The organism is Gemmatimonas sp., from assembly GCF_031426495.1.
Taxonomy (GTDB): Bacteria; Gemmatimonadota; Gemmatimonadetes; order Gemmatimonadales; family Gemmatimonadaceae; genus Gemmatimonas.
Genome location: NZ_JANPLK010000044.1, coordinates 37,992 through 59,001, shown reverse-complemented (window position 1 = coordinate 59,001; position 21,010 = coordinate 37,992). Strand labels below are relative to the sequence as shown.

The following is a 21,010-nucleotide window of genomic DNA, read 5'->3' as shown; positions in this document are numbered from 1 at the left end:
CCTTTGAATCCGTGTTCCCGCTGTTGCCGTTGCGACCCTCGGTGCCACCGCCGCGTCCTCAATCGTCACGCGCGCGTTACCACACCAGCGCACTTTCCGTCGCTGAGCCGTGACCTGAGGCGGCGTTCTCTCGGTGTTGTTCATCCTCAACACCGTGAGTCACACATGATCATCATGAAGTCGTCATGGCCACGCACCAACTGGCCCCTTTCACTCGCCGCGCTCATTCTCGCGTCGCCCGCGCTGCTGTCGGCGCAGTCCGCCGGAACGGTTGCCGGTTCCGTCTCAACGGCCGAGGGAAATCTTCCGGTGGAACGGGCCACAATCTCGGTGCGCGGCCGAGACGCGCGCGCGACCACAGACGTCGCGGGACGCTATCAGATCAGTGAACTGCCGGTGGGCACCTATTGGATCGTCGCGCGCGCGATCGGCCTGCTCCCCGACAGCGTGCAAGTATCCGTCGTCGCCGGTCAGACGGCGCGCGGGACTCTCGCGCTCAAGCGCTCGACCACCACGCTGCAGCAGGTCGCGATCACCGCGCAGAAGCGCAGTGAGTCGGCGCAGGACGTACCGGTCGCCGTCACCGCGCTTACGGCAGACTTCCTGACCAAACAGAGCATCCAGCAGTTCGACGCCCTCTCGGCGTATGTGCCAGGTCTCAACGTACAGCTGCAAAGCCCGAACAATCCCGGCTTCGTGATTCGCGGCATTACCTCCGATGACGGCACCAGCTACGTCGAGCCTCGCGTCTCGGTGTTCCAGGACGGCGTGTCGATCTCGAAGTCACGCGGCTCCGTGGTGGAACTGTTCGACCTCGAGCGCGTGGAAGTACTGAAGGGTCCGCAGGGCACACTCTTCGGACGCGGTGCGCAGATCGGCGCTGTGCACGTCATTCAGAACAAGGCCGTGAATGCACGCGAGTCGATGGTGGCGATCGGCGGCGGCACGTTCAACGAGCTGTATGCCACCGGCATGGTGAACGCGCCGTTGGTGGATGGCAAGCTGTTCGGACGCGTGGCAGCGATCTATAACAAGCGCGACGGCTTCATCACGAACGCCGGCGGCGGAACGCTGAACGGCAAGAACACCGGCGCCGTGCGGGCCTCGCTGCGGTGGCTGCCGACGACCGCGTCCACCGTCGACATCATCGTCAACGCGCAAACTGACGATTCGCCCGGCACCTCCTTCAAGAGCACGCGCTTCGCACCGCCGGCCGGTGATGCCACGCCGTTCGCGCGCGCGGGCCTCAATGGCGGCGACTCGCTTGGCATCAGCCGTCAGGTCGGTGGCCTCACCGTGCTCTACAACCAGCAACTCTCTCCGGCGTGGACGCTCACCAGCATCTCGGCCGGTCGCCGCTTCTACAGCGACGAAGCCTTCGACGCCGACGGCACGCTGGCGCCAGTGCTGCAATTCCGCGAAGTCGCGGAAGGCAGTCAGGCGAGCCAGGAACTGCGCTTCGCGTACGATCGCGGCGGCAAGCTCACCGGCTTCGCCGGCGCGAGCGGATTCTGGGAGCGTGGCAGCCAGCGCGTGCCGTTCAACACCGATGAGCGCAGTCTCTTCGCGCTGCTCGCTGGACAGCCGATCGTGAATGCGAACGGCACCGCCAACCTGAGCATCGTCAACAATCCGTCGACGGGACTGCCGTTCAAGACATCGCACACGGAACAGTACCAGAACTTCGGTCAGACGACCGCGGCCGAGGTGTTTGCCGATGCAACGTATACAGTGTCACGCCTCAGCCTGACCGCCGGCATGCGCGGCACCTACGAACAGGTCGAGAACGCGTACGAAGTACAGAACAGCGCGACGCGCGGCTCGCTCGGCGCGTTGCTTGGCGCGGCGCCGAACAACCTGTTCGCCCCGACCAATGGCCGGAAGGAAGGCACGGGCGTATTCCGCTCGGTCGTGGGTCGCGCGATTGCGAATTTTGATCTCGGCCGCGACTTCATGGGCTATGCCTCGTTCTCCAAGGGACGCCGTCCGAATGTCGTCGTGGTGAACGCATCCGCCGTGCGCACGCTGAACGAAGAGACCGTGCTCAGCACCGAAGGCGGCCTCAAGGGGCAGTTGGCCGGTGGACGCGCGCAGTTCGACGTGAGCGCTTTCTCTTACCGCTACAACAACTTTCAAACGTCGATCACACGTCTCACTCCGGGTGGGCTGGTGAACGAGACGCTCGACGGCGGCCGCGCAAAGGCATGGGGCTTCGAAGGCAGCGTGCGCGGGCAGCTCAACGCGCAGACGTCGGTGTTCGCCACCGTGGGATACACCGACGCGAAGTTCGACAGCACCGATGCCAATGGCAACAAGCAGGCGCGCGCCGGCAACCGCTTCCGGCTCACGCCGATGCACAGCTACTCGGCCGGCCTTTCTCTGGATGCCACAAAGCGTCGATTCGGTCAGCTGTACGTCTCGCCGAACACCACGTACCGGGGCAAGGTGTTCTTCGAGGACACCAACCTGCCCGCCATCTCGGAAAAAGGTCAGCTACTCTTCAACGTGCGTGCAGGACTGCGCCTGCCCGACGATCGCACCGAGCTCACGATCGTGGCGCGCAATCTGTTCGATCAGCAGTACATCATCGACGCCGGCAACACCGGCGGCGCGTTCGGCATCCCGACGTTCATCGCCGGTGCACCGCGCTTCGTGACGGTGCAGGTTTCGCGGCGGTTCTAAGCTCGAGTCCAGCATCGGCTACGGCAAAAGCAACAGCGGGAACACGGATACGGAGGGATTGCGCAGATCACACCGATAAGCGAACTGCGATGAACAGCTTTTGATCGACAACATCAAGCGCTGTTTGCTTATCGGTGCAATCGGTGACATCGCGTTTCCATCCGTGCTCCCGCTGTTGCAGTTGCCGTTGCCGTTCAATCAGCCGCCGCTCCTACTCCCGCTGAAATTCCGCCGACACCAATCGACGTTTGTCTCCCGGCTGCGTGCGCACCACGATCGTTTCGCCGTTCACGCGCGTGCGTACCGTGATCGGTTCGCGCGCGCCGAACCAGCGGATGGCGCGGTCTACGGTTGGGACACCGGGCGGAATGCCGAGGGCGCGCGTGCCGTCGAACTCCACGGTATCGCGCCCCAGTCCCAGATAGCCGCGCGGACGCGCAATCAGTACGCTCACACTGTCTGGGCGCGACGCCGGTGGTGCGGGAAGCCGGAAGTTCACCACGCGGCTCGAGCGCGGGAACGGCATGCGGAATACGTGCAGGATCACCGCGCTATCCGGACTCACCACCTCGAATTCGTAGCGGGCGGTCGGTGAGGCGCGGAGCGGGCCCCATCGTCCCGTGTGCGATGTAACGCCCCGGTACGCCGGCCCGCCGATGCGCTGGCCGGTGGCCGCGTCGACCGCATGCACCGTGATCACGGCATTCGCCAGCGGCAGGTTGGTGGGACTCGCGGTCACGTTGCCGCTGATCATCCCCTCGAGCACCGCGACCGTGTCGGAAACAATGTCCATCTGAGTCGGCGCGCGCCCCGTGATGAATCGGTATTGCGCGCGAAAGGCAGCGGGTCCAAAGGCGACTTCGCGATGATCCGTGCCGGGCAGTACCACGTTCAGCGCGCCGCGCAACGCCGGCCCTGTGGCGTCCACGTTGGTGGCCGTGCCCTTCATGCCGAGCCCCGCGCCGTCGGCCTGCGCATACTTGTCGAGCGAATCCGAGCGGAGCGCGAGAAACTTCACGCCGGGCACCACCTCACTACCGCGATTGAGCGCGCGCAGATACGGACCGACGCCGTTGAACTCGCCGTCAGGCTGAACGGTAGGAATGGCAAACACGCCATGGTTCGGTGTGCCTCCCGTGATCACGTGCGAAACGTGCGCCGCGCCGCCACCGTAGCGTACGTAGTTGCGAATGGTCATACCGCCGCGCGAACTCCCCACAAGGACGACCTTGCTCGCCCCCGTCGTGAGCAGCACGCGGGTCACGAACGCAGCCAGCGCCGCCGTTTGATCTTCGGGAGTCGAGCGATTGAGCTCCGCCGCGGTGAGCGTGCTCGACGCCGACGGGTTGGGGAGATCGACCGCGAACAGACGCGACGACGGATAGCCGTTCGACTCGAATCGCCAGATCACGCTATCCCACAGACCGGCGTGGTCACCGTTGCCGTGCACGAAGACCACCGGCGCCTGGGCCACCGCGGTCGCGGGGAGGAGGGCCGCCGTGACCACCGCTGCCAGAGCGCGGCGGGGCAACGACGAGCGATGTCGGGAAAGCAGTAGGGTGGACATGTCGAAAATGTATTTCCGTGCCGCCAAAGCGTCGCCAAAATCGAAAATCCGTTACTCACTGTTCTTGTGGCGCACCCCGCCCGACCCTAGCGTTCAACGATCAGTCCGTCGGCTCGCCTCCCTCCTACGTGCGCTCGACGCCGCCGCCGCCGCCGCCGCCCATTACGAACGTCTTACCTACCCGTGCTATGACGCCAGCGCGCCATGCCGCAATCACCGGCTGGGGTGAAGCGCTTCCCCCCGCCATCCTGACCAACGACGATCTCTCGACGTTTCTCGAGACCTCCGACGAATGGATCACGCAGCGCACCGGCATGAAGGAACGCCGCGTGTCGCACATCTCGGCGATCGAGATGGCCACCATCGCGTCGGCCCGCGCCCTCGCCTGCGCCGGGCTCGAAGCGGGTGAAGTAGATCTCATCATCTACGGTGGCTGCAGTAACGAGGAAGCGGTGCCCAACAGCGCCTCCGGCGTGCAGATCGCCCTCGGCGCCACGCGTGCCGCGGCGATGGACGTGAACACCGCCTGCACCAGCTTCCTCTACGGCCTCTCCACCGCCACGGCCATGATCCAGACCGGCGTGGTGCGTAACGCGATCGTGATCGGAGTGGAGCTCATCAGCCGCTACATGGATTGGAGCAATCGCAACGTGGCGGTGCTCTTCGGCGACGGCGCGGCGGCCGTGGTGTTGCAAGCGACCGACAACGAAGAAGGCGTGATCGGGACGGTGCTGGGGTGTGATGCCGAGGCGCGTCAGAGCTTGCGGGTGCGCGGTATCGGCTGCGGTTACGCCAACCGTGATGTCTCGCTCGGCGACACACTGTGGGACTTCGATGGACAGGTCATCTTCAAGCGGGCCGTGCATGGCATGAGTGAAGCGGCCGCGCGCGTGCTGCGCGAAGCGAACGTCTCGGCCGACGACATCGACCTGGTCGTGCCGCACCAGGCCAATCTGCGCATTATCGAAGCCGTGGCGAAGTACACCGGAATCGGGATGGATCGCGTGATGGTCACCGTGCACAAGTACGGCAACATGAGCGCGGCCACCGTACCCGTGAGCCTGGTCGATGCGCTCAAGGAAGGCCGCGTGAAGCCCGGCAGCCTGCTGCTGATGCCCGGATTCGGCGGTGGGCTCACCTTCGGTGCCCTTCTCGTGCGCTGGGGACAGCGGACCACACCGCTTGGCGAATCCGCGATCGTGATGCCGCCCTGCGAACAGACCGCGCTCGAACTCGTCAATGAGATCCGGGCCAAGCAGGATCCGCACGGCCGGTCCCTGCGGGGACTCATGGAGCCCGTGTTCGCTGAATCGAGGACGGTCTGATGGCGCTCCGCCGCTGTGCTTCCACCGCCGTCGCCGTTCTGCTCTTCCACGGTGCCGCGACGTCCGTCTCCGCGCAAAAGGGGAAGGGTGCCGTCGGCGCGCCGAACACGGCCGCGATGCTGACCGCGCTCGACGCGAAGGCCGACCACTACGCCGGTGTCGCCAAGCAGATCTGGGGCTTCGCCGAAGTCGGCTTTATGGAGGTGAAGAGCACGGCGCTCCTGCAGTCTGAACTCAAGACGGCGGGCTTCACAATCACCGCGGGTGTAGCTGGTGAGCCCACGGCCTTCGTGGCCGAGTATGGCAGCGGCAAGCCGGTCATCGCGCTGTTGGGCGAGTTCGACGCGTTGCCCGGCCTCTCGCAGGACGCTGCGCCGACGCGCAATCCGCTTATTGCCGGAGGTCCCGGTCATGGCTGCGGGCATCACCTGTTCGGCACGGCCAGTACGGCGGCGGCGATTGCGCTGAAGCACTGGATGCAGGCGAACAACGTGAGGGGCACGCTGCGCATGATCGGTACGCCGGCTGAAGAAGGCGGATCGGGCAAAGTGTACATGGTGCGTGACGGTGTGTTCAACGACGTCGATGCGGTCATCGCGTGGCATCCGGGTGACGAGAACTCGATCACCGGTGAGCGTACGATGGCCAACATCAGCGGCAAGTTTCACTTCAAGGGCATCAGCGCGCACGCGGCGGCAGCGCCGGAGCGCGGTCGTTCCGCCCTCGACGGCGTGGAAGTGATGAACGTGATGACGAACTATCTGCGCGAGCATATCCCCGACGGCACGCGCATTCACTACGTCATCACCGATGGCGGGCGCGCGCCCAATGTGGTGCCCGACGAAGCCGAGGTGTACTACTACGTGCGCCACGTGGACATGAAGGTCGTGAACGACGTCTGGTCACGCGTCGTGAACGCCGCCAAGGGTGCCGCCATGGGTACCGGTACGACCTACGACTTGCAGCTCACCGGTTCGGTGTATTCGCTGCTGCCGAATGAAACGCTGGCCAAGGTGCAGCAGCGCATGCTCGAGCGGGTTGGTGGTTACACCCTCACACCGGCGGAACGCGCATTCGCCGAGCAGCTGCAGAAGTCTGCGCAGTTCATGCCCCAGCCGCTCACGAACACGGCGCTGATCAAGCCGCTCACCATTGGCGCGGCCGGCTCCGCGTCCACCGACGTGGGTGACGTGAGTTGGGTGGTGCCGACAGTGCAGCTGTCGGCGGCCACGTGGGTGCCGGGCACGGCCGCCCATTCCTGGCAGGCGGTCGCCGCCGGTGGCATGAGTATCGGCGCGAAGGGCATGATGGTGGCTGCGAAGACGATGGCGTTGACGGGCGCCGAGCTGTTCGCGACGCCGGCCACGATTGCCGCGGCGAAGGCGGAGCTCGACACGCGGCGCGGCGCGAGCTTCACGTACAGCACCGTCCTTGGAACCCAGAAGCCGGCGCTCGACTACCGCAAAGGCAGCGTGCCGGCGGCGAGCAAATAGGCCGTGTGCGCACGTCACCACAACAGGTCGGTGACGTGCGCACCATTCGGTCGGCGCGAGTGAATCTCCTTGCGCAGCAATACGATCTGCCCCGCGTGATACGCACCATGTTCGGCCACGCCATCAGACATGGTGGCGATGTTGTAACTCTGCTTCTCGACGACCTTGAGAAATCCTGACGACATCACTTCGCAGACGCGCACGGCCATCGAGCGATAGGCAGTCGCCATCTGGGCCTGAGAGTATTCCCAGGCCGCGGCGGTGCACGGGATCGGAATGCGAGGCCAGTCCTCTTCCGGCGTCGGCTCGTCGAGGGCCAGACCGTCCATGCGCAGCCGCGCCCGCTCGGCCCGCGCGGTGACATGCAGCACGATCTCCCAGATGGTTTGCATGCTGCGAATGGGGCGCTCGACGGCGTCGGCGGCGTTGATGCCGTCCAGCGCCTCGCGCAGGGAGGGACCGTGCCACATCGGTCCGGTGATGGTGCGACGGAGCCGTCCGGACAGGTGCCGAGCGTAGTCCATGTAGACGTACTCGGGGTGTCGGACGGGCTTGTCGTCTGGCAGTTCAATCATTGCCATGGGAGTTCCTCGGTGCTGGGGAACCGCCAATAAAACAACGGGGCGTCAGCGCACTGTCAGCGCAGACGCCCCGATGCTCGATACACCCGTTACGGCGCCTTGCGATCGTCCCCGTCGAGCACGTCATCGAGCTTCTGCTGCGCCTTGCCCAATGTCTGCTGCGCCTTGCCCTTGAGTTCCTCGCCCATGCCCTTGAGCTGCTGGCCACCGTCGCCGGTCAGTCCACCCAACGCGTTACGGGCGCGGCCTTTGGCCTCTTCCGCGGCACCCTTGGCGCGGTTGACCATGCCTTCCTCGTTCAGGTCGAGATCATCGGTCCGTTTCTTATCCGTCATGACATCCTCCGCTGAATGGCGGCTGGCGGCGGCACAGTTCGCCTGCGCGTTGACCAGCAATCGGGCACCGATTGCGCCCGGCACATGACGAGGCATTCACCGTGCCAGCCGGTAGAAACGTGCGGGGTATCACGTCCTGGCAACCGACTATTTTGCAGTATGTCGTCTCTGCCACCCGCTCCCTCGGCACCTACCGAACCGCTGCACACCGACGCCGGTCTCCACCTGCTGCGCTTCACGCGTGACGGGGATCTGCTGGTGTTCGACGAGAAGCGGCCGGGCGACGGCTTCGCGCAATTCTATAGCCTCGAGCGTAACGAGCTCCGCAAGTTCGTGCGCGACGCCGTGCGCACCAAGCTGGAGCGCGTACGCGAGCAGGATCGCTGTCAGTCGGCCTTCGACAAGTATCGCGCCTATCTGGCTACGCTGCCGCCGGAGAAGGCGCCCACGGCGCGCACGACGGTGCGGGCGGCGCGACGCATGGCCGTCGCCGAAAGCGGTGGTAGCGCCGAGCTCGCCGAGTTGTATGACCGGCTCGACGTGCGCGACCCGCGACCGCTGTTCGTGACCGGGCGCGCCGGCACCGGAAAAAGCACCGTACTGCGACAGCTGGCGGCCGCACAGGGCAACACGTGCGTCGTGCTCGCACCCACCGGGCTCGCGGCGCTCAATGCGGGTGGTCAGACGATCCACTCGTTCTTCCGCTTCCCGCTCAAACCGCTCACCGCACGCGACATTCAGGGCGGCAAGTGGCTGCAGGTGGCGCGCAAGCTCGACATGCTGATCATCGACGAAATTTCGATGGTGCGCGCCGACGTGGTTGACGGCATCGATGTCGCGATGCGCATGGCGAAGAGGAATGACCTGCCCTTCGGCGGCGCGCGCGTCGTGATGTTCGGCGATCCATTTCAGCTGCCGCCGATCGTGTCGAAGGAGCAGGCGGGCGCCTTCGGCGACCTGTGGTACGACACACCGCATTTCTTCGACGCGGCGGTGTTCAAGTACGCGCCGCTCTCCACCGTCGAATTCCGCACGGTGTATCGCCAGCGTGATCCCGTGTGGATCGCGCTGCTTGATCGCGTGCGGATCGCCACACCCAGCGGCGACGACTATCGGCTGCTGCATACGCGCATTGCACGGTCTACCGACGACGAACTCGACGAGACGATCATTCTCACCGCGCGCCGTCTCGACGCCGAGCGGGTGAATCAACGGCGGCTCGACGCCCTCGACGACGCGCCGGCCGCGTTTTCGGCCGAACGCAGCGGCACCTTTGGATCGCAAGTCGGTACGGGCACCTTCAAACAGGATCCAGCCCCCGATCCGCTCGTGCTCAAGCGCGGCGCGCGCGTGATGTTCGTGAAGAACGACCCCGAAGAGAACTGGGTGAACGGTTCACTGGGCGAAGTGCAGGCCATCAGCGCCACCGGGGCGATCGTGAAGCTCGACAGCGGTGCTATCGTGACGGTCGACGCACAGGAGTGGCAGCAGCTCGAGTACTGGTACGACGACGAGGCCGACGAAATTCGACAGAAGGTGGTCGGCCGCTACAAGCAGATGCCGCTGCAACTCGCCTGGGCGGTCACGATTCACAAGAGTCAGGGACTGACGTTCGATCGCGTGCACGTGCATCTGGGCCGCGGCGCGTTCTCAGCCGGGCAGACGTACGTTGCGCTCAGCCGTTGTCGCACGATGGAAGGGATGACACTCGAATCACCCATCGGCGCCGGCGATGTGCGTTGCGATCAGCGCGTCGTCGAGTTCATGGCGCAAATGGCGTAGTTCCGCCAGTCCAGACTATGCGAGTTCTGGCTGTCCAGGCTCCGTCGCCGGCAGCAGCCGGTCGAGCGTGCGCCAAGCGTAACGCCAGTCTGGCACCGACTGTCCGTCGGGCGCGTCGAAGCGGTTTTGCTCGACCGCCGTAGCGCCCAGATGTTCGTAAAACGCACGGGCGCTCGTATTCTGGTCGTAGCACCAAAGAAAAAGTCCCGGATGCGAGGCGTGCGCGTGCGCAACTTTCGCGACGGCGGCAAGCACACTGCGACCAATCCCCATCCCCTGGTGAGACGGCAGCAGATGCAGGTTGTCCAGCAGCGTGCCCCACGTCAGGTCGTCATCGAGCGACGCGAATGCAAAGCCGACCGGCTCGCCATCGTGCCGAGCGAGCCAGCCGAACTGCCGGTCGGTCATCATCGCCAGCTTGAGATGCCACGCTTCGAGGCGCTCGGTGAACAGGTCGCCGTCGAGATAGGCATCAGAAAGAATGCCGCGATAGGCACTGCGCCAGCTGGCACAATGCAGCGCGGCCACGGTCTCCAGGTCGGCCACCGAGATGGCGTGCAGCGTCACGGGCGTCTGGTTCATCACGCGATCACTCCGTCGATGGTTCAGCCCACGCCCGTACCACCGCGCGTTGCGCGGCGGTCTGCGGCGAGCCGTCTGGACCGAAGTATGCCACCTTGGCGGGCGACATGGTGGCGAACAGCGATTTGACGTCGTCGAGCGCCTCTTCTCCGCTGCGTCCGTTGCGCACGAGCCAGCACCCCACCGTCATCCCCGTGCGCCCAACCCCGCCCCAGCAGTGCACGTACACGCGATGCCCCTGCGCGAGGCGTTGGTCGATGGTGTCGAGCACGCGTCGCATGAAGACGTCATCGCACACGTCCATGTCGACGATGGAGAGGTAGTCGTGCACGACTTCCACTCCGCGTTCGGCCGCGAGCTCACGGAGCCGCCCGATGTAGAGATCGAGCGGATCGTCGGGATGTGTGAGATCCACGAACGCCGTGACGCCCGTATCGAGGAACTGCCGCAACTTCGCGTCCCGAATACCGTGCGGCGTACCGAAGCGCATGCCCGGATACTCACCGGCCAGCAGCGCCGTACCGGGCACCACGTAGGAATTGTCGATCGGACGTGACATTACTGACCGGACGGGGGATCGGTGATACACTTCGCTGTCGATACAACGCCTCTGCAAGCTCGATTGCTCACCCTGCGCCAGCAAGTCCTCCGTGAAGCCATACGAACGCCTCGCCGATGCCGCCGCGCCCGACGGCACGGTGCTCACGCTGTATCGCCACGACGGCGCGTACCTGCTGCGCATCGACGGGATCGAGCTGATGTCGACGCGCCGATCACAGTCGGAAGTGCAACTGGCAGAACTCGCCTGCCGCGGTCTGGCCGATCAGCCGGGGGTACGCGTGCTCGTGGGTGGACTCGGCTTCGGCTTCACGATGCGCGCGGCGCTCGAGCGACTCGGCCCCGACGCGCAGGTGATGGTCGCCGAGATCGTGCCCGAGGTCATCGCCTGGAACCGGAATCCCGAGTACGCCCTCTCCGGCACGGCGATGGACGATCCGCGGGTGGATATCCGCCATGGCGACGTGCTGCCGCTGCTGCGCGCGCATCCGGGCATGTTCGACGCGATCATGCTCGATGTCGACAACGGCGCCGAGTCGTTGACCACCACCGGCAACGCCAAACTGTATGTCGACAGCGGCATACAGTCGGCGATCGCCGCCCTGCGTCCCGGTGGACGCGTGATCTACTGGTCGGCCGACGCCGATCCCGCCTTTGCGAAAGCGCTGCGACGCAACGGACTCACGGTGACCACTGAGCAGAGCCGGGCCCATGGCAAGAAAGGCGCGGCGCACGAGCTCATTGTAGGGGAAAAGCGTCGGTAGCGACGGTCGTATCGCCGACCGGCAACTCCAGCACCATCGCCGCTTCCGCCTCCGGCAGCCGCTCGGCTGAGCGCAGCTTCTTCTCCATCGCGCGGCTGCGCTGACCGGTTTCCTCGATCGTGCGACTGGCCGTGTTGAGCTGACGTTGCACCTTGTCGAGCACATCACCGAATTTGCCGAATTCGGTTTTCACCGCGCCGAGCACACGCCACACTTCAGCCGCACGCTGCTCGACCACGAGCGTCTGAAAGCCCATACGCAAGCTGGTGAGAATCGCCGCCAGCGTGGTCGGGCCCGCCACCACCACGCGATATTGCTGCTGCAGATCGCTCACCAGCGACGGGTGACGCAGCACCTCGGCGAACAGTCCTTCGGTGGCCAGAAACATGATCGCGAAGTCGGTGCTGGCCGGCGGATGCACGTACTTGTCGTGAATCTCCTTGGCCGACCCGCGCACCGTGCGAATGAGCGCGTCACTGGCCGCCTGCACCGCGGCCACGTCGCCCTGATCTGACGCGTCCTGCAGCCGCAGCCAATCTTCCTGCGGAAACTTGGAGTCGATAGGCAGCCACACACAGCTGGCCGGATCATCGAGTGGTCCCGGCAACCGCACCGCGAACTCCACCCGCTCGGCGGTGTCCGGGCGGATGCACACGTTCTTATCGTACTGCTCCGGTGTGAGCACCTGCTCCAGAATGGCGCCGAGCTGCACCTCGGCCCACGTGCCGCGCGCCTTGACGTTGGTGAGCACACGTTTGAGATCGCCCACACCGGTGGCGAGATGCTGCATCTCGCCGAGTCCCTTGTGCACCGTGTCGAGACGATCGCTGACGAGTTTGAACGATTCGCCTAGCCGCTTCTCTAGCGTGTCATGCAGCTTTTCGTCGACGGTCCGGCGCATTTCATCGAGCTTACGCTCGTTCCCTTCCTGCAACTCGCGCACGCGCTGATCGAGCGTACCGCGCACGCGGTCGAGTGAGGCCTGCGTGGCGTCGATGGATTTGGTGACTTCTTCGCGTAGCTCGCGCGCCGATGCTCGCGCTTCATCGCGCGCGCTGCGCAACTCCTCGCGGAGTTCACGGCGCGCGCCTTCGGGATCGGCGACGGCCTTCGTGCGGAAGAGACTCACCAGCAGCAGCACGACGGCCAGTGCCGCGCACACCAGCGTGAGCAGGGCAATCGGATCACCCATGGGCCACGCCCTCGCGCCGCATCGATTGGCGCCCAATCGCCTCGCGCAACAGGGCCTCGAAGCCACTGCCCCGTCGCACGGTGCGCGACACCGCCGATCGCATCACCGACTCGTCGCCCACGATCAGCACGTTGCTTCGGGCGCGCGTGACGGCGGTGTACAGCAGCTCGCGTCCCAGAACACGACTGCCCTTGGCCGGCAGTATCACGATCACGTTCGTGAACTCCGACCCCTGCGCCTTGTGCACGGTCATGGCCCACGCCGTCTGCGTTTCGGGTAACCGCGCTGGCTGAATGGCGCGCGTGGCTCCCTCGGGGGCCGGGAAGTGCACGAGCATTTCACCATCGGCTTCCCAGGCCACGCCCACGTCGCCGTTGAACACCTGCGTGCCGTAGTCGTTCGCCATCACCATGACCGGCCGCCGATGATACCAACGCTCGGTGATGACGGTCCCCTGACTGCGCAGCCAGTGCTCGACCTGGGCGTTGATACCGGCCACGCCCCACGTGCCTTCACGCTCGGCGCAGAGTACGCGGAATCCATCGAGGGCCGTGAGGGCGGCGGCTGGCGTGGCGGCCTCAAGGCAGGCTTTTAGATGCGGCACGAGCAGCGCCAACAGCTCGGCCCGATCGTTCGGCGCCGGGGCCCAGCGCACATCGGGTCGTTCGGTGTCGTGCACGACGGCGCCGAGCGCGGCAACGTCGCCGGCGAGCATCGCGGCTGCCGCATCGCCAATGGCGGGGTGTGCTTCGAACCGATAGCTGCGCGTGAGCCGATCTACGCTGTCGTGGAGTGCGTTGCCTGCGCCAAGATCATGCGCGACCCGGCAGATCGCCCCCAACACATCACCCGCTTCCACGCTGGCCAGCTGATCCTGATCACCCACGAGCAGCAGCGTGGCGTGCGCTGGGAGGGCGGCCACCAGCGCATCCATGAGCAGCACGTCCACCATGCTGGCTTCATCGAGAATCACGAGGTCATACGGCAACGGAGTACCGGCGCGCGACCAGAAGCGATCACGATCGGGCTGGTAGCCCAGCAAGCGGTGCACCGTGCGTGCGCTCCGCGGCACCCGCGCGCGCACCTCGGGCGAGGCCTTCGCGTCGTCGAGGCGCAGTCGGATCGACTCGGAGAGGCGGGCCGCCGCCTTGCCGGTCGGCGCCGCCAGCGCGACACGCAGTTCGGGGTCACGATCGAGCGTTTCAACGAGCAGGTTCGCAATACGCGTGGTCTTGCCCGTGCCCGGACCGCCGGTGATCACGCGAAAGGTCGGCTCGTTTTGGCTCAACGAGGCGTGAATGCGCGCCGCGATACGCTGTTCGGCGTCGAAGTACCGTCGGAACTGCAGCAGCGAGCCGTGCAGTACCAGCGGCGATGCGACGAGGCTGTTCGCGACCTGCACGACCGAAGGCACCGCTTCCAGCATCGTGCGCCACCAGGCGGCATCGCGCTCGCGGATCTGCGCACAGTAGTCCTCGACGTTGACCTTCGCGGCAAGCTCACGAGCAAGTTCGGTGGCTTCGGCCGCGAGGTCGCTCAGCGAGAGCGCGCTGTGGCCGTCGTCGCGCGCACGCGCCAAGAGCGCCACCGCTACCGCGATCGGCACCGCCGCCGCGTCAGGCACGCCGGCCCGTCGCAGGGTGAGTTCGCCGAGGACACGGTCGCTGGTGGAGAGCAGATATAGTGCGACGGCCGCATCGAAGAATGCTGCAAGGCGGAGCCCTTCACTCATGGCGTGCCTCCAAAGGCGCGGTCGAGCGCGTACAGCAGCTCGGGCGTCGGCGCATCAGTGAACCAGCCGTTCGGTCCGGCGGGAGCAATCCCACGCAGGAACGCATACGTCACGGGCCCCCAATGGTGGCGCGCGTCATACCCCGGCTGCCGCGCCGTGAGGTGACGGTGCAGTGCCACCAGGTACACGTGATACTGCAGCGTGTAATGCGAAGCGTACATCGCGTGGCCCAGCGCGTCGGCGGCATAGTCGGCGTCATTCGCCCCCAACCAGTTCGACTTCCAGTCGAGAATATGCCACCGCCCATCGTGCTCGAAGGCAAGGTCGATGGAGCCGGTGAGATAGCCGCGGAACTGATCGTCGCGCAGTCGTCGCAACATTGGCGCATACTCGCGCGCGTGGTCGGAGCCATGTTCGGCCAGTGCGTCGGCGACAGCCCCGATCGAAAAATCGCGCACCGGCATGGAGAAGCGCCATTCTCGCAGGGTGGCCTCGTGCGGTACGGACGTGAGTGCGAAGTCCATACCGGGCATCGCGGCGCGACACACCATCGCCATCATCTCGCGAATGTGGGCAGGCGTCCACCGGCCATCGCGCGGGATCGCCACTCCGTAGGCGCGCAGCGCGTCTTGCACGTCGGCGTCGGTGGTCGCGTCGGGATTCGTGAAGTCGGTGTGCTCGAACAGGCCATGCAGCACGTTGCCGATATCGGCGCCGGCCGGCACGCCTCGAAAGCCGGACACCTGCACAGCGGTGCGACGCACCTCGTCGGGTAACAGCACATCGTCGACGTCGCGGCTATCCACGTGTGCCACATTGCGCGTAAGCATCGTGAAGCTGCTGCTGCGCCAGATAGCCAGCTGCCCCGCAGCCGTCTTGAACTGCAATGGCGCGCGCACCGCGGCCGTGGCGCGTGTGGATGACACTGGCGTAGTCGGCATCTCGAGGACCACGTCGGCCATCGCCATCGTATCCGTATTCGCCGCCACCAGGGCGTCGATGGCGTCTCGGTCTATCGTCTCGCCTCCGCCCTGCACCAGCCAGCCGATCGACGAGGTCGCCGCGTCGGAGAAGTTGCCCCAGGTCACGTAACAGCGTGACTCGGCCCGGGTCAGCGCCACGTAGGCGAGTCGCAGATCTTCGCCAAGCTGTTCGAGCTCTTTCTGTTCGCTGCGCTGCGCCTGCATCGCGGAACCGATATCGAGCACCATCCCGTCGTCGAGTGGCGTGAGCGAGTACGGCACGCCCATCGCCTTCTGCGCGAACGACCGACTGTTCCACAGCGTGGGGCAGAACACCACCGGCCACTGCAGTCCCTTCGCTTTGTGGATGGTAAGGATCTGCACGGCGTCGACGTCACTTTCCAGACGCATTTCCCGGCGCTCGGGGGTGATCCCCGACGCCCGCTCGTTCGATACCCACCCCAGCACGGCGTCGGGCATGAGCGGGGAGAGCGCATCCGCCTCCTGAAGTATCTCGAGTACGTGGCGCAGGTTCGTGACACGTCGCTCGCCGCCCTGGATCGACAATAGCCGTGCAGTTGCCCCGCACTCGTTCAGCAGCCAGGCCAGCGCGGTGGCACCGCCGTGCCGCAGCCACATGGTTCGGGCGCGAACCAGCTGATCGAGAATGCCATTCCACGAGCCAGTGCCATCGTTGCGCAGCGTGTCGGCCACGGCGTTCGCATCGCAGCCCCAGAGACGCGTCGCCATAGCCGCCCGAACCGCTACGCCGTCACGAGGCGAGGCGATCGCTTCGGCCAGACACACCAGTTCGTGGGCTTCTTCGCTGGCCAGCACATCCTGGTTGGCGCCCACCACCGAAGGAATGCCGGCCGCATCGAGCGACGCTTTGACCTCCTGCGCTTCCGCGTTGGTGCGCACGAGTACGGCCATCGCACCGGCGCCGACACCGGCAGTGGTGAGCCGGCGAATTTCCACGGTCACGCCGCGAATGGCGATCGACGTGCCGCGTTCCTTGGAGATGCCGTTCTTCGAAGTGTTGTACGCCTCGCCTACCCACATCCACTCGAGCGCACACTTGTCATCGTGCAACAGGGCATCGGGCACGCGCACCTGATTCGCCGCCGTGACCTGTGGCACGCCGATGAGATCAGGACTGCAGGCGAACGGTTCGCGATTGTTGCCGAACAGCTGCGTCACGGCGCGCACCATCGCATCGGTGCTGCGGAAGTTCGTGAGCAGGGTGTAGCGCTGCGCAATGTTCGCGGCGGCCTTGAGATAGGCGCGCACATCGGCGTTGCGGAAGGCGAAGATCGACTGCTTCGGGTCGCCGATCAGGAACAGCGGACAACCAGCAAATGCCGTCGAGAAGATGGGGAACTGCGTCGGGTCGGTATCCTGAAACTCATCAATGAGCGCTACCCGAAAGCGCTCACGGATTCGCGAGGCCAGCACTCCGTGCGGTCCTTCCGACACGAGAATGTCGTGCAGCCGACGCAGCAGGTCGTCGAAACCCATGAGGTGGCGCGAATGCTTCTCCAGTTCAAAGGCCTTCGACACCGAGAGTACGAAGTCGCGCAGCAGTTGCGGCGCCGCATCGGGAGCCGCATCGATCGAGGTGCGGGGGTGCCGCATGTAGGGCCGCACCAGATTCCTGATCCAGCCCTGCGGATCTTCGCCACTGTCGGCGATGAGGGCCGCCGAGGCTTCGTCATGCAGCACCCGACGTCGAATCCAGTCCTGCGTGAGCCGCTGCAGGATCTCCGTGTCGTCTTCCAGAAAGGTGCCGCCGAAATGCACGCGGCTCTCGAGCGCGCTCTCGGTCAGCACCCGGTGGCAGAAGCCGTGAATCGTGGAGACGCCAAGGTCGTCGAGGGCGGCGAGGGCCGAGCGCACGATCGGGCCACCGGCCTCACCATGCAGGTCGCGCAATACGAACAAGTCGTCGTTACCGGCATCGCGCGCTGGCGGCGTGTCTGACCAGACGCGATCGGCGTCGCGCAGCACGGCACGGATACGTCCGATCAGCTCCTGCGTGGCCTTCTCGGTGAAGGTGACCAGGAGGATCTCGCCCAGATGGTCGACCTTTCGCTCGAGCAGGAGGCGCAGCACCAATCGCGTGATGGCAAACGTCTTTCCCGTGCCTGCACTGGCCTCGACCAGCGTGATACCCGGATCGAGGGCGACGCGGAGCGCATGGAAGGGTTGCATGAGCGACGTCACGACGCGTCTCCCGCCGCGACGGCCTCTTCCCAAACCGCGGACAGGGACGGCTCGAAGAGCATCCGCGTGAGCCGCACGAACTCTTCGATATTGTCGTCGAACGACAGCGCATCGCGGAAACACAGCTGCAGATACGGGTCGGCCTCGTCGCCCGCGGCGCCGAAATTACTTCCTGCGAACGCAACCTCGGCCTTCTTCAGCGGCGTCTGTACCTTGGCGCGAGACTGCGGATTCGCCGCATGCTTCGCGTTGTGCGCCACCGCCGCGCGATACGCTTCCGCGGCGATCGGAAAGAACGGCAGCGGGGCGCGACGTGCGGCGTGCATCGCCCCGATCCAGTCGTCGAGAATCTCCGCGGCGTGGGGAACGACCTCGAGCGATTCGATGACCGCCTTCTCCTTCTTGCTGTCCGGGTAGATCAACACCGTCGTTCCCGGTACATCGGCGCCCTGCTGCTTGGCCGCGCACATGACGACATGCTCGACCCACGCCGTGATGCGATGCTTCGCCGAGAAGCTGCCGGTGCGCACGACGTATCTGGTGCTGTCGATGACACCATCCACGGCGCCGGTGATGCGCCAGTCGGTGCCGATCACGGTCAGCGCGGCGCTGCCACGTACACCTGTCGGCAACGCGTCAAGCACCGGTCTCGCCTCACCCTCCAGTCGGGCAAACCACGAGGTACCGAGCTGGCCCGGTGGCAGCGTACCGACCGCCACCATCGCCCGCGGCAGCGCGGACGTATCCGTTCGACCGGCGATGACCGCGCGCAAGATGTCGGCGCGCACGCCGCCCTGCTTCATCGAACTCAGCCAATGCAGTTCGCTATCCGCCGCGTCGATGGCACCGGCGTTGGGAAGACGCAAGCGCAGCACCTGCTCGCAGAACCACTGCGACGGATTACTCCAGAAGCTGGTGAGATTGCGCAACGCGATCTCGGCCAGCTCGTCGTTCACCAGATCGGGGACCGTGTCCACGAAGAAGGGCAGCCCCGGCACCGCGGTGCCGGCCGACGTTCTGCCAGCCAGCGGCGAGAAGGTGAACAGCCGCGGGTCGACGGCGCTGACGTAGCGATCACTGAACGCTTGCAGCGGGTGCCGCAGCACCAATGTGGCCCGCGCGCTCCCATTGGTGCGACGGTCGAGATGGTCGAGCAATTCGTCGATCACAATGGACGGCGCCCGCACGGCGTTATCGCGAGGATCGTTCCCGCTGTACGTAAGCACCACGCGCGACTCGGCGGCCAGCAGCAAATCGAGAAAGAGCTGACGATCATCATCTCGCAAATTGCGATCGCCCTCGCGCGACTCGCACGACAACAGATCGAATGCCGGCCGACGATCGCGTCGCGGGAACGCCGCATCATCGAGCCCGGCCACCGCAATCACCTTGAACGGCACACTGCGCATCGGCTTGAGCGCCGCGACCGTGAGTCGACCGCTGAGAAAACCCGAGCCGAAACTGTCGTCGGAAAGCTCCTGCTCCAACCAGTCGCGCACGACGCTGAACGGCACCAATGCGTCGTACGCTGCAAGTTCAGCGGTCGCGGCGAGTGTCTGAATGACGGCACGGACGGTATTGAGGCCCTCGCGCTCCTCCGCGCTCGTCGGCTGCACGATGTCGCCGACGAACACGGAGAGTTCGGTCGTCCACTCGGCGATCGTCCGCGTTTGCCGCCATGACTGCAGCGTGACGGCAAGCGCATCGATCCACTGCGACAGCGCGGCCACGGCCGCAGGGTCACCAACGGTATCACCAGCTTGCGGGAGCGCGCCCAGCACCAGCTCCGGCACGGCACCCGCCATCTGCCCGAGCAACAACCGGTCGAGGCCCGTTCGCCACGTGGGCATGTCGGCCGCCGGCAATGCGAGGCGCTCGAGGGCCTCGTCGTCGTAGCCCCAGCGCACATTGGCATCACGCGTCGTGCGCACGAGATACTCCACCTGGCCGTCGTCGAGGCCTGCCGCGGTGTAGATCGCGGGCTGCTCCAGCACGCCGAACACTTCGGAATGCGTGAGGCGTCCGCCCTCGAGCGACAGCAGCCGCAGCACCGCGGTCGCCACCGATTCGTCGCGACGGCGTCGATCGGCCACGGAGAAGGGCACGTGCACCGATCCGTCGTTCGCACTGAATACCGACTGCACGAGCGGCGCCCATTCGCTGATGTCGGGCACGAGGAGCAACACATCGTGCGGCTTGAGCGAGCGGTCGGCCATGAACGCATCACCGATCTGATCGCGGATGATCTCGAGCTCGCGCAGCTTGCCGTGTGCCGCGTGCACGCGGAGCGACGCGTCGGCTGCGTCGAGCTCCAGCGGAGCCGCCCCATCGCTACCGGTGGTCAGCTCGCGCTGCATCCGCGCAAGCAACGATTCGGGAGCGCTGGCCGACGCGTCATGCAGCGGGGTGATCGTCGCGCCCTGCGACACCAGCCGTCGTTGCAACGCCTGTCCCTGCGCACCGAAGGCCGCGGAGAGCGGATGCGCCATCGGCGGAAGCGCGGTGGGCGTGGCGGCGTGATCGGGCAGCAGCGCTGCATACACCGCGACCTCTGTGTGACGCGCGACCGCCGTCAGCAGCTCGATCACGCGAGGGGGCAGCGAGCTGATGCCGAACACCGACACACGCGATGGCAGCGACAGTGATCCCGGCTCCGCGCCATTGATCAGCGACAGCAGTTGCGTGAGCCGGTGCGCACCATGCTCCGCGCCCTCGCGGCAGAGTTCGCGCCACAGCGCCGCCTGCCAGATCTCATGCGGCGAATCGAGCCGATGCTCGCCGCGCTCCCACGCCTCGAGCAGATCGTGCCGGAACAGCTGATAGTCGTCGAAGCGCGAGGCCACGCGCGCGGCGAGTCCGAAGCGCATGCGGTCATCGCCGTCGCTCAGATATCGTGACAGCGCGACGTAGCGTGGATCGCGCAGGTCGATGTCGCGCAGCAACGCATCCACGCGCCACGTCATCGCCTCTCGCGAGAACCCTTCGCCGGCTTGCCCCGACATCCCCAGCGACTCGGCCAGCGAGTGCACAAACCTCGCGGGGAACGGGAGCTCCACCGATCCGGCGCAGCCCAGCGCGTCGGCCAGCGCCAAGGTGAGCCATTGGCGCATGCCTTGGCTCTGCACGACGATGATCTCGGTGTCGCGCGGCGGCAATGGAGCCGCCTGCAGTCGCGCGATCAAGTGATCGCGCAGCACGCCCAGTCGCGGGGCGATATACACATTCATGATTG

The 21,010-nt window shown here is 65.8% G+C and carries 14 protein-coding genes; 5 read left to right on the top strand and 9 right to left on the bottom strand.

What is annotated here, in order from left to right; translation table 11 throughout:
- Window positions 1–165: 165 nt before the first annotated feature.
- Window positions 166–2,682, top strand: a complete 2,517-nt coding sequence (locus RMP10_RS12005; protein WP_310570481.1) for a TonB-dependent receptor — start codon at window positions 166–168, stop codon at window positions 2,680–2,682.
- Between the two features lie 211 nt (window positions 2,683–2,893).
- Here RMP10_RS12005 and RMP10_RS12000 read toward each other — a convergent pair whose 3' ends face one another.
- A complete protein-coding gene (locus tag RMP10_RS12000) occupies window positions 2,894–4,249 on the bottom strand; it encodes an alpha/beta fold hydrolase (RefSeq protein WP_310570480.1) in 1,356 nt (451 codons plus the stop codon).
- 188 nt (window positions 4,250–4,437) lie between these two features.
- Here RMP10_RS12000 and RMP10_RS11995 point away from each other — a divergent pair, with 188 nt between their 5' ends.
- The gene (locus RMP10_RS11995; protein ID WP_310570479.1) at window positions 4,438–5,574 is read left to right on the top strand and encodes a ketoacyl-ACP synthase III; all 1,137 of its coding nucleotides are present in this window, start codon (window positions 4,438–4,440) and stop codon (window positions 5,572–5,574) included.
- A complete protein-coding gene (locus RMP10_RS11990) occupies window positions 5,574–7,067 on the top strand; it encodes an amidohydrolase (RefSeq protein ID WP_310570478.1) in 1,494 nt (497 codons plus the stop codon). Before RMP10_RS11995 ends, RMP10_RS11990 begins: the two co-directional genes overlap by 1 nt.
- 14 nt (window positions 7,068–7,081) lie before the next feature.
- On the opposite strand, the gene RMP10_RS11985 is transcribed toward RMP10_RS11990, so the two are convergent.
- Together RMP10_RS11985 and RMP10_RS11980 are read right to left on the bottom strand one after the other, a co-directional pair.
- On the bottom strand, window positions 7,082–7,648 hold the full coding sequence (locus RMP10_RS11985; RefSeq protein WP_310570477.1) for a hypothetical protein: 567 nt from the start codon (window positions 7,646–7,648) through the stop codon (window positions 7,082–7,084).
- A gap of 89 nt (window positions 7,649–7,737) precedes the next feature.
- On the bottom strand, window positions 7,738–7,983 hold the full coding sequence (locus RMP10_RS11980) for a CsbD family protein (RefSeq protein WP_310570476.1): 246 nt from the start codon (window positions 7,981–7,983) through the stop codon (window positions 7,738–7,740).
- 159 nt (window positions 7,984–8,142) lie between these two features.
- Between RMP10_RS11980 and RMP10_RS11975 the strand changes: the two genes are divergently transcribed.
- Window positions 8,143–9,765 (top strand): AAA family ATPase, encoded by a 1,623-nt coding sequence (locus RMP10_RS11975; protein ID WP_310570475.1) that lies wholly within the window; start codon window positions 8,143–8,145, stop codon window positions 9,763–9,765.
- 15 nt (window positions 9,766–9,780) lie between these two features.
- Here the strand turns inward: RMP10_RS11975 and RMP10_RS11970 are convergent, their stop codons facing one another.
- Together RMP10_RS11970 and RMP10_RS11965 are read right to left on the bottom strand one after the other, a co-directional pair.
- Window positions 9,781–10,347: a GNAT family N-acetyltransferase gene (locus RMP10_RS11970; RefSeq protein WP_310570474.1), complete on the bottom strand. Its 567-nt coding sequence runs from the start codon at window positions 10,345–10,347 to the stop codon at window positions 9,781–9,783.
- A 7-nt stretch (window positions 10,348–10,354) separates the two neighbouring features.
- Entirely contained in the window at window positions 10,355–10,906 is a 552-nt protein-coding gene (locus RMP10_RS11965) for a hypothetical protein (RefSeq protein ID WP_310570473.1), read from the bottom strand.
- Window positions 10,907–10,997: 91 nt separating this feature from the next.
- Here RMP10_RS11965 and RMP10_RS11960 point away from each other — a divergent pair, with 91 nt between their 5' ends.
- Window positions 10,998–11,669, top strand: coding sequence for a hypothetical protein (locus tag RMP10_RS11960; RefSeq protein ID WP_310570472.1), 672 nt, complete (start codon window positions 10,998–11,000; stop codon window positions 11,667–11,669).
- Here the strand turns inward: RMP10_RS11960 and rmuC are convergent.
- Genes rmuC through RMP10_RS11940 form a run of 4 tightly spaced genes read right to left on the bottom strand, consistent with a single transcriptional unit; the run spans window position 11,644 to window position 21,005 of the window.
- A complete protein-coding gene (rmuC, locus tag RMP10_RS11955) occupies window positions 11,644–12,861 on the bottom strand; it encodes a DNA recombination protein RmuC (protein WP_310570471.1) in 1,218 nt (405 codons plus the stop codon). The genes RMP10_RS11960 and rmuC overlap by 26 nt on opposite strands.
- Entirely contained in the window at window positions 12,854–14,593 is a 1,740-nt protein-coding gene (recD, locus tag RMP10_RS11950; protein WP_310570470.1) for an exodeoxyribonuclease V subunit alpha, read from the bottom strand. Before recD ends, rmuC begins: the two co-directional genes overlap by 8 nt.
- Complete coding sequence (locus tag RMP10_RS11945) at window positions 14,590–17,778, bottom strand: UvrD-helicase domain-containing protein (RefSeq protein WP_310570469.1); 3,189 nt, start codon at window positions 17,776–17,778, stop codon at window positions 14,590–14,592. The genes recD and RMP10_RS11945 overlap by 4 nt, the downstream gene beginning before the upstream one ends.
- Window positions 17,775–21,005, bottom strand: a complete 3,231-nt coding sequence (locus tag RMP10_RS11940; RefSeq protein WP_310570468.1) for an exodeoxyribonuclease V subunit gamma — start codon at window positions 21,003–21,005, stop codon at window positions 17,775–17,777. The genes RMP10_RS11945 and RMP10_RS11940 overlap by 4 nt, the downstream gene beginning before the upstream one ends.
- Window positions 21,006–21,010: the final 5 nt, after the last annotated feature.